At 42.9% G+C, this 12,790-nt stretch carries 9 protein-coding genes; 6 read left to right on the plus strand and 3 right to left on the minus strand.

All coding sequences use genetic code 11. From position 1 onward, the window contains the following. Nucleotides 1–98 precede the first annotated feature (98 nt). Together mtnN and btuF are read left to right on the plus strand one after the other, a co-directional pair. Nucleotides 99–791 carry a 5'-methylthioadenosine/S-adenosylhomocysteine nucleosidase gene (gene mtnN / locus PR725_RS11135; protein ID WP_115166792.1) on the plus strand — a complete coding sequence of 231 codons (693 nt, stop codon included), beginning with the start codon at nucleotides 99–101 and terminating at the stop codon, nucleotides 789–791. Between the two features lie 65 nt (nucleotides 792–856). Continuing rightward, nucleotides 857–1,687 (plus strand): vitamin B12 ABC transporter substrate-binding protein BtuF, encoded by an 831-nt coding sequence (gene btuF, locus PR725_RS11140; RefSeq protein WP_164528503.1) that lies wholly within the window; start codon nucleotides 857–859, stop codon nucleotides 1,685–1,687. 302 nt (nucleotides 1,688–1,989) lie between these two features. On the opposite strand, the gene erpA is transcribed toward btuF, so the two are convergent. Further along, complete coding sequence (gene erpA, locus PR725_RS11145; protein ID WP_004260480.1) at nucleotides 1,990–2,334, minus strand: iron-sulfur cluster insertion protein ErpA; 345 nt, start codon at nucleotides 2,332–2,334, stop codon at nucleotides 1,990–1,992. Between the two features lie 212 nt (nucleotides 2,335–2,546). Between erpA and hemL the strand changes: the two genes are divergently transcribed. After that, nucleotides 2,547–3,836, plus strand: coding sequence for a glutamate-1-semialdehyde 2,1-aminomutase (hemL, locus tag PR725_RS11150; RefSeq protein WP_004913690.1), 1,290 nt, complete (start codon nucleotides 2,547–2,549; stop codon nucleotides 3,834–3,836). A gap of 245 nt (nucleotides 3,837–4,081) precedes the next feature. On the opposite strand, the gene mrcB is transcribed toward hemL, so the two are convergent. Beyond that, nucleotides 4,082–6,607 carry a bifunctional glycosyl transferase/transpeptidase gene (mrcB, locus tag PR725_RS11155; RefSeq protein WP_109912048.1) on the minus strand — a complete coding sequence of 842 codons (2,526 nt, stop codon included), beginning with the start codon at nucleotides 6,605–6,607 and terminating at the stop codon, nucleotides 4,082–4,084. Nucleotides 6,608–6,788: 181 nt separating this feature from the next. Then, nucleotides 6,789–9,248, minus strand: coding sequence for an ATP-dependent helicase HrpB (gene hrpB, locus PR725_RS11160; protein WP_272569028.1), 2,460 nt, complete (start codon nucleotides 9,246–9,248; stop codon nucleotides 6,789–6,791). A gap of 100 nt (nucleotides 9,249–9,348) precedes the next feature. On the opposite strand from hrpB, the gene sfsA reads away from it, so the two are divergent. The 3 genes from sfsA to pcnB all read left to right on the plus strand — a co-directional run bounded on the left by sfsA (nucleotide 9,349) and on the right by pcnB (nucleotide 12,785). Next, nucleotides 9,349–10,059 (plus strand): DNA/RNA nuclease SfsA, encoded by a 711-nt coding sequence (gene sfsA / locus PR725_RS11165; protein WP_004913698.1) that lies wholly within the window; start codon nucleotides 9,349–9,351, stop codon nucleotides 10,057–10,059. A gap of 195 nt (nucleotides 10,060–10,254) precedes the next feature. Continuing rightward, nucleotides 10,255–10,710, plus strand: coding sequence for an RNA polymerase-binding protein DksA (gene dksA, locus PR725_RS11170; RefSeq protein ID WP_004260494.1), 456 nt, complete (start codon nucleotides 10,255–10,257; stop codon nucleotides 10,708–10,710). A 728-nt stretch (nucleotides 10,711–11,438) separates the two neighbouring features. Next, complete coding sequence (gene pcnB, locus PR725_RS11175; RefSeq protein ID WP_206608472.1) at nucleotides 11,439–12,785, plus strand: polynucleotide adenylyltransferase PcnB; 1,347 nt, start codon at nucleotides 11,439–11,441, stop codon at nucleotides 12,783–12,785. The last annotated feature ends 5 nt before the right edge of the window (nucleotides 12,786–12,790 follow it).

Genomic DNA, 12,790 nt, shown 5'->3' on the forward strand with positions numbered 1-12,790 from the left:
CCACTCGAAGAATACAGCAATAACACAATAAAACATTATCGTCCCTAGTCAAAATATTGACACTAATAGTGCAAATTGAGCAGGGAAAAGGAGACAAAATGAAAGTTGGAATAATTGGTGCCATGGAACAAGAAGTGGCGATTTTGCGCTCGCAAATTGAAAACTGCCAAACTATTAACCGCGCTGGCTGTGAGATTTATACAGGTCAAATTAATGGCGTTGACGTTGCGTTATTGAAATCAGGTATTGGTAAAGTCGCTGCCGCAATCGGCACAACATTGTTACTGGAGCATTGCCAACCAGATGTCGTGATTAACACAGGCTCCGCCGGTGGGCTAGACCCTCGTTTAAATGTTGGTGATATCGTGGTTTCTACTGAAGTTCGTTACCATGATGCTGATGTGACAGCATTCGGTTATGAACCTGGCCAAATGGCACAGTGCCCACCCGCTTTCGTCGCGGATACTAAACTGATTGAAGTTGCTGAGCAGTGCATTCAGCTATTGGATATGAACGCTGTTCGTGGTTTAGTTTGTAGCGGCGATGCTTTTATTAATGGTGCTGAACCACTGGCTCGCATCAAAGCGATGTTCCCGCAAGTTGCGGCAGTAGAAATGGAAGCCACCGCGATTGGCCAAGTGTGTCACCAATTTGGTACCCCGTTTGTCGTTGTCCGTGCCATTTCAGATGTGGCTGATAAGGAATCCCACACAAGCTTCGATGAATTCTTACCCGTTGCTGCCCGTCAATCGTCATTAATGATCACTGCAATTTTATCCAAACTCGCTTAATAATTCTCATAAAAAGTATAACTAATTGTTAGTTATACTTTTTTAATGTCACGATGAATTTTGTTATGAAAAGAATAACGCATTATTTCTCTCTTACTATTACCTTATTATGTGGTTTATTGGTGGCTTTTTCGGCACTAGGAGCGGCAAAGCAACGCGTTATCAGCTTATCACCAGCCAATACTGAGCTTGCTTATTCAGCAGGGCTTGGGGATAGCTTAATTGCGGTCAGTGCTTACTCCGATTACCCAGAACAAGCTAAAAAACTAGAGCAAGTCTCTGATTGGCAAGGCTTAAATGTAGAACGTATTATCGCACTAAAACCTGATTTAATCCTCGCATGGCGAGGAGGCAACCCCCAACGCCCTCTTGATCAGCTTGCGAATCTCGGCATTCCAATTATTTATTTTGACCCTCAAACCATTGATGATGTCATTAATTCAGTCACTGAGTTGGCACAATACAGTCCAAACCCAGAGCTTGCACAACAAAATGTGGGAATAATGCGCGCTAAGCTAGCGCCTTATCAAAATACAAAAATTTCTAATAACAAACCTAAGAGAGTGTTCATTCAGCTCGGCTCTCAACCTCTATTTAGCGCTGGTAACCATACGCTGCAAAATGATGTCGTCGAGTTTTGTGGGAGTGAAAATATTTTTGCTAATAGCTCAGTTCAATGGCCACAAGTCAGTCGTGAGCAGGTACTCACTCGCAAACCAGATGTAATAATCATGACGGGCTCAGCAGAACAGGAAAAAGCAGTGAAAGAATTTTGGCACTCCCAGCTCAATATCCCAATAATCCGATTAAATGAAGATTGGTTTCACCGTGCAGGCCCAAGGATTGTGAACGCAACCGAACAACTGTGTGAGCAGTTAAATTCATTATCTAATTAAGAATTAAGAATTAAGAATTAAGAATTAAGAATTAAGAATTAAGAATTAAGAAAATTTTCTAAATAGTTCGAGTTCTGGCAAGGCGGCAAATGAAGGTATCTCGAGGAGCATATATAAGTATGTGACCCGAGTAGCTGAATGAAGCCAACACAGCTACAGGTTGAAGAAGAACTCAATAATTCTCTAAATCATTCGGCCTGTAGCAAGGCGGCAAATGAGCTAGAACCTAGGAGCATACAAAAGTATGTGACTAGGTCTAGTGAATGCAGCCAACACAGCTACAGGTTGAAGGATGACGAGAATTAGACGCTGAAGGACGAACCACACCCACAAGTAGACTTAGCATTCGGATTAGTCACAATAAAACGCGAACCTTCCAAACCTTCGGTATAATCAACACTTCCACCGACTAAATATTGTAAACTCATTGGGTCTACGACAAGAGCAACACCTTGCTTTTCAATTGTCATATCGCCTTCGTTGATTTGGTCATCAAATGTGAAACCATATTGGAAACCGCTGCATCCGCCACCAGTGATATAAACACGCAGACGCAGATTTGGGTTGTCCTCATCAGAGACTAGATCTTTAACTTTAATTGCTGCCGCATCAGTAAATTGCAAAGGCAGAGCTGCATCATCACTCATTTTTTACTCCAAACCGGTGACCGGTAAATTCATGCGTAGGCTAAAACCTACTCAGATCAATTAACCTAATTATCCGCCACTTGACTAAATGGTTCAAGTGTTGTTAAGCAATTAGACACATTGTGCATATCTTCGTATCAATATTTGGTTTAATTGGTGTGGTGCTTTAGAATGAGGGCAATTTTTTCTTAGCCTCTTTCTGGAGCCCTGCGATGTCACAATCTGAAAAACTTTACGCACAAGCAAAAGAACAAATCCCTGGTGGTGTAAACTCCCCTGTTCGTGCTTTTAATGGTGTTGGTGGAACCCCATTATTTATTGAAAAAGCGGATGGCGCTTATATTTATGACGTTGACGGTAAAGCCTATGTGGATTACGTTGGCTCATGGGGACCGATGGTATTAGGCCATAACCATCCTGAGATCCGTGATGCCGTGATCAAAGCTGTCCATAAAGGGTTAAGTTTTGGTGCACCGACTGCCGCCGAAGTTGAAATGGCTGAATTAGTTTGTGAGTTAGTCCCCTCTATGGATATGGTACGCATGGTGAATTCAGGTACTGAGGCGACCATGAGTGCAATTCGTCTGGCTCGAGGTTACACAGGCCGCGACAAAATCATCAAATTTGAAGGCTGTTATCATGGCCATGCAGACTGTTTATTAGTCAAAGCTGGTTCTGGGGCGCTTACGATGGGTGAACCAAACTCCCCAGGCGTCCCCGAAGATTTTGTAAAACACACATTAACTTGTACCTATAATGACCTAGCTTCAGTTCGCCAAGCATTTGAAAATTATCCAGAAGACATTGCCTGTGTGATTGTTGAACCTGTTGCTGGAAATATGAATTGCGTACCACCAACGGCTGAGTTCTTACCGGGTTTACGTGCGTTATGTGATGAATTCAATGCCGTACTCATCATTGATGAAGTCATGACTGGCTTTCGCGTCGCATTAGGTGGAGCACAAGATTACTATGATGTTCAACCTGATTTAACCTGTTTAGGTAAAATCATCGGTGGTGGTATGCCTGTAGGTGCCTTTGGTGGCCGCCTTGAAATTATGGAAAAACTAGCCCCAATTGGGCCTGTTTACCAAGCGGGAACCTTATCTGGTAATCCTGTCGCGATGGCTGCTGGTCTTGCTTGTTTAAAAGAAGTCTCTCAACCGGGTGTGCACTCACGTTTAAATGAATTAACAGAAAAGTTAGCTCGTGGTTTAAAACGTGTTTCCCAAGAGCAAGGTATCCCGATGGTTATCAATCACGTCGGTGGTATGTTTGGTATTTTCTTCACCGACGCACCAACAGTGACTTGCTACCAAGATGTGATGAAGTGCGACGTTGAACGCTTTAAGAAATTTTTCCATTACATGTTAGAGCAAGGCATTTACCTTGCGCCTTCTGCATTTGAAGCGGGTTTTATGTCAATCGCCCACAGTGATGAAGATATTGAGAAAACAGTTAAAGCGGCAGAAACAGCGCTGATGAAGATCAAAACGAATTAATTCATATTGAAATTACGGAGGTGAAATGTTACCTACTTTCACCTCTATTCTTTTGCATCGGTAGAGAAAGATTGGATAGCCACCAGTTGCAGCCTTACACCACAATTTTCTAACTCATTAATTCTCTAAATAATTCAGCCTGTAGCTAGGCGGTCAGCGAGCTAGAGCCTAGGAGCATACAATAGTATGTGACTAGGTCTAGTGAGTGCAACCAACAACGCTACAGGTTGAAGTATGACGAGAATTTAGGGATTATTGCCAAACATATCCTTAACCCAATCCGGTGCATCATCTTGCTGCTCGCCATTATTACCATTGAGATCCCAAATTGGCGCTTCGTTTTCAGACGCTTGGCATAACCCTTCTGGGTTATCCGTCCAAATCGGCAACATTCTACCGCCGCCGAAGTTTGAGCAACTTAATTGGCCGTCAGCTGTGACTTGCATATCAACAATGCCCTCTGGTGCACGGTTGATAAGAGCTAATGGCGCTTGGTTCTCTAAGTAGCGTTGGTACACTTTCAGTGCGCCTGTCGCCCCTGTTAATTGTGTTGGGCCGTTATTATCACGGCCAACCCACACGATCGCTACTTCTTTGCCATCAATACCTGCATACCAGCTATCGCGTAGATCGTTAGTTGTCCCTGTTTTACCGGCTAAATTATACTTAGCATATTTGGTCAATAAAACTCTGCCCGTACCTTGTTTAACCACTTGCTGCATACCATACAATGTGAGGTATGCAGCTTGGGAAGGTACTGCTCGCTCAGCTGATGGGTAGCTTTGGTAAATTTCATTGCCATCTCCATCAATAACAGAACGCAATGCCGATAATTTCGCACGATTACCGTTACCACCAATGGTTTGATAAACTTGAGCAACTTCCGCTGGTGTTAGGTTAATTGCACCTAATAGCATCGCAGGAACTTTTTCCATAGCAGCCGCGGGAGCTCCTAAGCGTACAAACGTATTAAACACTTGGTCTAAACCAACCTCTAGCCCTAAGTTTACCGTTGGGATATTTTGTGATTTTGCCAAAGCGTCAACTAACATCATACGGCCGTTGAAATTACGGCTGTAGTTTCTTGGGCTCCAGTTTTGGTTTCCGACTTTTACTGTTAGTGGCTCATCTTTTAACCATGTATTTAAACGAAAACGGTCCGGTTCACTTAGTGCAGCGAGGTATACCGGAGGTTTTGCCAGAGAACCAATGCTACGCCGTGCATTTAACGCACGGTTAAACCCTGAATATTGGGGTTGAGAGCCACCAACCATCGCGCGTACTTCGCCATTAATGCGGTCAACTACCACCATTGCCCCTTCTATGTCATCTAATTTACGAGATTTACGCAAATCAGCGACACCATTTTCAACTGCATTTTCAGCCGCAGTTTGAGCCACTGGGTCTAGAGTGGTAAAAATTTTCGCACCAGAGAGTTCTTTAACTTTATCACCCAATTTTTCATTGAGTTCTAAACGAACCATTTGCATAAAGGCAGGTTGAGAAGCCACCAGCCCTTCTTTGTTTTTCACACCGAGAGGCCTTGCGCTTAGCACTTGATACATTTCTTGGTCAATCACGCCACGCGTTTCCAAGATTTTCAGCACAATGTTTCGACGTTTAATCGCATTTTGTGGCTTAGTCCAAGGATTATACGTTGATGCCCCTTGTACCATACCGACTAATAACGCCTGTTGGTCAAAGCTTAACTCATTGATTGGTCTACCGAAATAATACAGGCTCGCTAACGGGAAACCACGAATTTCGTCATTACCATTTTGGCCTAAAAAGACTTCGTTTAAATACAGCTCTAAAATACGCTCTTTGCTGTAATTGTAGTCCAGTAAAACCGCCATATAGGCTTCATTGGCTTTACGCTTTAATGTCCGTTCATTGGTCAAAAACAGATTTTTGACTAACTGTTGGGTTAAAGTACTTCCCCCTTGAACGGAGCGCCCTGCACTTAAGTTAGCAACAACAGCACGGCCAATAGAGTATAAACTGACGCCATCGTGCTCATAAAAGTTGCGATCTTCGGTTTCTAGTAAGATTTTAACTAGAGACTCAGGAAAATCAGATATCGGTAAAACTAACCGTTGCTCATTATTCGCCGACTGCATCATCGTGATCAGTTTCGGGTCTAAACGGAAAAAGCCAAATGAGCGACCGTTTTCCATGTTTTCAATCTTGCTCAACGCGTTATTTTCAAACACCATGCGCGCAAGGATTTGCCCTTCTTTTTGATCAGGGAAATTAAACGGCCTACGTAAGATTTCGATGCTATTACCACGCACCACAAATTCGCCCGATGTCGTTATCTTACTCACCTTACGGTATTGCATACCTTCAAGTAGGCGAACCATTTCTGCCTGGCTGTAGTCCATCCCCGGCTCAAGGTTGACCATTCGGCCGTATACTGCGGCGGGTAAATCCCAAACCTTACCATCGAGGCGTTCTTTAATTTGTTGATTTAAATAAAAACCATATGCCGCAAGTAAAACAGCAAACACGATCATCAGTTTGACTAGTAGCCAAAACCAACGCCATTTACTTTTTACCTTTCGAGGTTTGTTATTTTTTGAGCCTTTTTTAGCCATTTGCTCTTCTTCATCTTCATCATCGAGATATTGTTCGTCAATATCATCATCTTCGAATAAATCTTCATCGTCATAGTCATCGCGGTCTCTACGGCGGCGGCGGGATGAAGACTGTTTTTTCCCAGCAGTTTTTTTGTTACGTCTGCCGATTGGTTCAAAATCTTTACCTGACATGGTCACTCCATATCACATTACAAAATAACTTAATAACGCACTAGTAATGTCAGTTTAGTGGTTAATTTTGGCCTAGAACCCCAGAGATTTCACCAAAGAAAGCTCTTAATTACATTTCCTTACTCAGTCGGCTCATTGATAGAGCCAATGAGGAAACCCGCTATTAGAGCATAAAAATAGATTATTTCGCACCCATCATCGCTTTTTTTGTTTGTCTCGTTGGCGCAGTATTTACAGGGTCATCTGGCCATAAATGTTTTGGATAGCGCCCTTTCATCTCTTTTTGTATCTCTTTATAGCTGCCTTGCCAAAATGCACCAAGATCTTGCGTGATCTGTAACGGCCGCATGGCAGGAGACAACAGAGAAACTGTTACGGTTATTTTTCCTTGTGCAACAGTCGGGTTCGCTTTTTCCCCGTACATTTCTTGCATACGAATCGCTATGACTGGTGGTTTATCTAATGCGTAGTGAATACTTACATCATGTGAAGATGGCGCTCGATAGGTTACCGGAAACATGCGTTCTAACCACTGTTGCTGCTGCCAATCTAATCGATTAACCAATAAGGAGGCTAAATCAATCTGCTGTAATTTTTGTTTATTTGTTATGCCATCAAGATAAGGCTCTAGCCATTCATCCAGTGAATCCAATAGTGCCGCTTCATCAAAATCAGGCAAATTAATATCAGGAAAATACTGCTTAGCTAACGTGCAGCGGATACACAGTTGTAGAGCATTTTCCTGCCAGTTTAATTGCTGCAAGCCATTTTGCTTCAACCAATAAACTAACGCATAACGAATTTCAGTGTTATCAGGGTTGCTTAAACGTTCTGATTTCACCACTAATTGACCGCATTGCAAGCGTTTCCAAGCTAATAATGTCCCTTTTTGTTCATCCCATTCGACCGTTTCTTGTTTGTTAAACAGCGATGGGCAATCTGCTTGTAGTCTGTCAATATCTACAGGGTAAGCCAAGGAAATACGGGCATCTGCCATATTTTCGGGTTGCCATAAAGCCACGACGATTAACCATGGAGAACCGGATAATCTATCCGATTCATTCAATATCGCCCCTAAACCATTCGCCAGTTGATAGCGTTGTTGGTTATCTCGAGATTTCGCTATGTAGTCGGGAAACGCTGTGGCCAGCAACGTTGGTAACCACTCACTAATGAGTGCATCTTGCTTACCAATGATACTCGATACTCTTTGTTCACAAAGCACTGATGCTCTCTTACACCACCCCTCTGTTGGCCTTTCTATGCAATAGCGAAGATCCGCATCTTGTTGACGAGGTGGTTCCTCGATAATCGCCACCAACAGTGCAGCTAATTGGATAACAGACTGATTTTGGCTTTGTTGTGCTTTACATAACATTGCCGCTGTTCGTACTGAACTGCCTAACTCCGCCATCTGCTGCCCAAAAGGCGTTAACTTGTTTGCTGCATCAATAGCACCTAATTTGCCAAGTAAATTTTTTGCCGCTGATATTGCCGGTTTAGGGGGTAAAGTCAGCCAGTTCAGCTGTGCGGCATCGTGACAACCCCATTGTAATAAAGATAACCATAAGCTGCTCAAGTCACTTTGTGCAATTTCGGCCTCGCTAAATTGTGCCGCACGCTCAGCCTGCTCTTCACTGAATAAGTGCCAGCAAACACCTTCTTCCAAACGGCCTGCTCGGCCTGCACGTTGTGCCATCGACGCTTGGCTAATTCGCTGTTTAACTAGTTTTGTTAGTCCTGTTCGTGGATTGAATTGCCCCACGCGTTCAAAACCACTGTCTATCACAAGGCGGATCCCTTCAATCGTCAAGCTGGTTTCTGCAATATTGGTGGCTAATACGACCTTTCGCACTCCTTCTGGTGCTAGCTGAATCGCCTGTTGCTGGGCTTGTAGGGATAATGCACCGTATAAAGGACATAAAAGTATGTCCTCACTAACCATCAAAGCGAGCTCTGCTCTTACTTTCTCGATTTCCCCCATACCTGGAAGAAATAATAATAAAGCCCCATGTTCTTGCTGCAATAACTGCCAAGCCGCCAATGCGACTTCTTTATGAAAGAGTTTATTTGGGTTAATAGGATGATATTCACGTATTACGGGGAATGTACGCCCTTGTGACGTGATAACCGGAGCATCAGGAAACAACTGAGACAGCCCTTGATTATCCAATGTCGCAGACATCAATAGAATACGTAAATCTTCACGTAAGGCTTGCTGTGAATCAATTAGCAAAGCGAGACCAAGGTCTGCCTGTAAATTTCGCTCATGGAACTCATCTAAAATGACTAAACCAACCCCTTCAAGCATGGGATCATTTTGCAGTAAGCGAGTGAGTACGCCTTCGGTAACCACTTCAAGACGCGAGTGGCGACTAACTTTAGTTTCAGAGCGCATGCGTAAACCAATAGTATGACCAACTTCTTCACCGAGTTGCTGTGCAAGGCGAGCAGCCACTGAGCGCGCTGCTAAGCGACGAGGCTCTAACATGATAACCCGCCCGTTAATAACCCCACTCTTTAATATTTCTAACGGTAAAACTGTTGATTTACCAGCACCTGTCGGTGCATGAAGCAAAACTTGAGGAGAAGAGGTTAATGCGGTAAGTATGTCCTCACAAACTTCAAATATCGGTAACACTGGGGTTATCACTCCATGTATTTAACTTTTACTGTTAGACATTGTAGCATTAGCCTCTTTTGCCAGTAAGCATATTACCGACAACGATAGCGGAGACCCCATGGAATTTGAACCCGCCTTACAACCAGCTACTTTAATTAAGCGTTACAAGCGCTTTTTGGCTGATGTCACTTTACCGAGCGGTGAAGAAATTACCATTCACTGTGCAAATACAGGCGCTATGACAGGTTGTGCTACCCCTGGTGATACCATTTGGTATTCGACTTCCAATAATACAAAACGCAAATACCCGTATAGTTGGGAGTTAACCCAAACCGCAGACGGCCATTTTATTTGCATTAATACCCTTCGTGCGAACCAATTAGTTGCACAAGCATTAACCGAAAAACACATTCCAGAATTATCTGAATATAGTGTAATAAAACCTGAAGTTAAATATGGCACCGAAAATAGTCGAATCGATTTTTTTCTAACGCAAAATGGATTGCCAGATTGCTTTATCGAAGTAAAATCAGTAACTTTACTCGAAAATAATCAAGGATTCTTTCCTGATGCAGTGACACTTAGAGGCCAAAAGCATTTAAGAGAGCTCATGCATATTGCGAAAGAAGGAAAAAGAGCCATACTATTGTTTGTTGCTTTGCACACAGGTATTCACGTAGCATCAGCAGCGGCTCATATTGATAAGCAATATGCGCAATTATTAGAGGCAGCGAGACAAAGTGGTGTTGAAGTGCTTTGTTATCAAGCTGATATAACTGTTCAACAAATGGTGTTAAGTAAGCAGATTCACTTTAACTCTATTAAATAAAGTTTTTTTAACCGATTTTTATACGAGGCCGCAGAGTTCTGGGCGCTAAAAAGGGAATAAACACGCTCGCCCTCACAGCATTACAAAACTCATTGCAGGAACGATTGCCAAGAGAGCAGTCTTCTGCTATTTATAGCGACCTTAATTTTTCCCCCTTGGGGTTTTTGTAAAATTTGCGTGTGTAGGAGAAGCATTATGCAAGAAGGGCAAAAACGTAAGACATCGTCCTTAAGCATTCTCGCCATTGCTGGGGTTGAACCCTATCATGAAAAAGCTGGCGAAGAGTACATGAACGAGGCCCAGTTGGCGCATTTTAAGCTCATTCTCGAAGCATGGCGCAATCAACTCAGAGATGAAGTGGACCGGACTGTTACTCATATGCAAGATGAGGCAGCTAACTTTCCAGACCCCGTTGATAGAGCCGCTCAGGAAGAAGAATTCAGCCTTGAATTACGTAACCGGGACCGTGAACGTAAACTGATTAAGAAAATCGAAAAAACGCTGAAAAAAGTTGAAGATGACGACTTTGGCTATTGTGAATCATGTGGTGTAGAAATTGGTATCCGTCGTTTGGAAGCCCGTCCTACCGCTGATTTATGTATCGACTGTAAAACATTAGCAGAAATTCGCGAAAAGCAAATGGCAGGCTAGTGTCTATATGGAGTCCTGAACGGCGCATATTACTGCGCCGTTACAAGGGAAACGCTTCATGCTATTATGTTCCACTCCTGACTTTTGATTTACATTAACCATCAAGTCAACCCCATCCTACTCCCTACTTTCTGCCAGTTGATGGCCACGATCGCCTCTCACTCACCTTTAAATAAGATAAATATTTACTTTCACATAATTTTTTACGCAAATAGATTATGTTATTTTTTTGCTCTACAGTTTGAGCTTAAATAATTAACTGACAACAAAAAATCGCTTAAAATAAGGCTTCTAATCGTATCCGCCTATAGCGAGAACGCTTTTCTGGCTATTATTTTACGTAAATTTTATTGGTAACGTTTATAATTAGAGGTGACTTTTATTCGTTTAACCATTCTCAAAGAAACTTCTGTGAGCTATGATTAGCCGCTTATTTTGTTTAATGAATATTGGTAATGACATCGAGGTGTACTATTTTTAACCGAGTAGCAAATTTCTGCCGTAATATTTTATCTCGCAATACAGACGCATCCCCTGAAGATGCAGTACAACATCGTGATCCTTCGCGAGATATACAGGCAGCCGGTAAAAGGCCAGTCACTCATTCTGCTCATGCGCAAACCGCATCTAAAGAGCAGAACACAGCTCAACCCCATAAAACAACCCCTATTAAAAAAACGGTTCGTCAATCTCAACGTGCCGATTCAACACCTGAGAAGCGCCCTACAATGACAACCGTAAACGACGAAAACATTACTGTTATCCCGCGTTCCGAGCACCCTATTTCACGCAGTGATATTAGTGACAATGCATTAAAAGTGCTGTATCGCTTAAACAAAAGTGGCTTTGAAGCCTACTTAGTGGGTGGTGGTGTGCGTGATTTGCTTTTAGGTCAAAAACCTAAAGACTTCGATATTACGACAAACGCAACGCCTGAACAGATCCGCAAATTATTCCGTAACTGCCGTTTAGTGGGTCGCCGTTTTCGGCTGGCACATATTATGTTTGGCCCCGAAATCATAGAAGTTGCAACTTTCCGTGGCCACCATGACCAAAATGCATCAGATGACAAAAACTTATCTGCACAAGCACAAAACGGCATGCTATTGCGCGATAACATCTTTGGCTCCATTGAAGAAGATGCGATTCGTCGGGACTTCACCGTTAACAGTCTATATTACAACATTGAAGACTTCACATTACGTGACTACGTCAATGGCTTGAATGACCTCAAAGCTGGCGTTATTCGTCTAATTGGTGATCCTGAAACGCGCTATCGTGAAGACCCTGTTAGAATGCTAAGAGCGGTACGTTTTGCCTGCAAATTAAATATGAGCATCGAACCAAAAACCGCTGAGCCAATTTACCAACTTGCTCATTTATTGAGAGAAATTCCATCTGCTCGGTTATTTGAAGAGTCTCTCAAATTACTCCAAGCAGGCCAAGGTTACGCTACCTATAAAATGCTCAAAAAGTATGGTTTGTTTGAGCAACTTTTCCCTGTTGTCGCAAGCCGTTTTACAGATAACAGTGATTCGCCAATGGAAAAAATCATTGAGCAAGTTCTTAAAAATACTGACTTCAGACTAAAAAATGATAAGCGTGTTAACCCTGCTTTTTTATTTGCTGTTATGTTATGGTACCCAGTTACAGAGCATGCTGAGAAGTTATCTCAAGAAGGCGGGTTGGCCTATTACGACGCCTTTGCGCTGGCAATGAATGATATTCTAGACGAGCAGTGCCGTTCAATTGCTATCCCAAAACGCATTACAACCACAATGCGTGATATTTGGTTATTGCAGTTACGCTTACCTCGCCGCCAAGGCCGTCGTGCCAATAAATTAATGGAACACCCAAAATTCCGTGCAGCGTTTGATTTATTAGAATTAAGAGCTAATGTCGAGCACCGCAACGAGTTACAAGAGCTAGCGTTATGGTGGACTGATTTTCAGCAAGCAAATAATATCAAACAGCGTGAAATGATTTCGGAATTAGGCAATGCACCCACTCGCCGCCGCCATCGTCCACGTTCATCACAAGGCGGTTCTGGGGCACGTCGGTCAAATAAGTCATAATAGAT

Source organism: Providencia sp. PROV255 (assembly GCF_028478065.1).
GTDB lineage: Bacteria > Pseudomonadota > Gammaproteobacteria > Enterobacterales > Enterobacteriaceae > Providencia > Providencia rettgeri.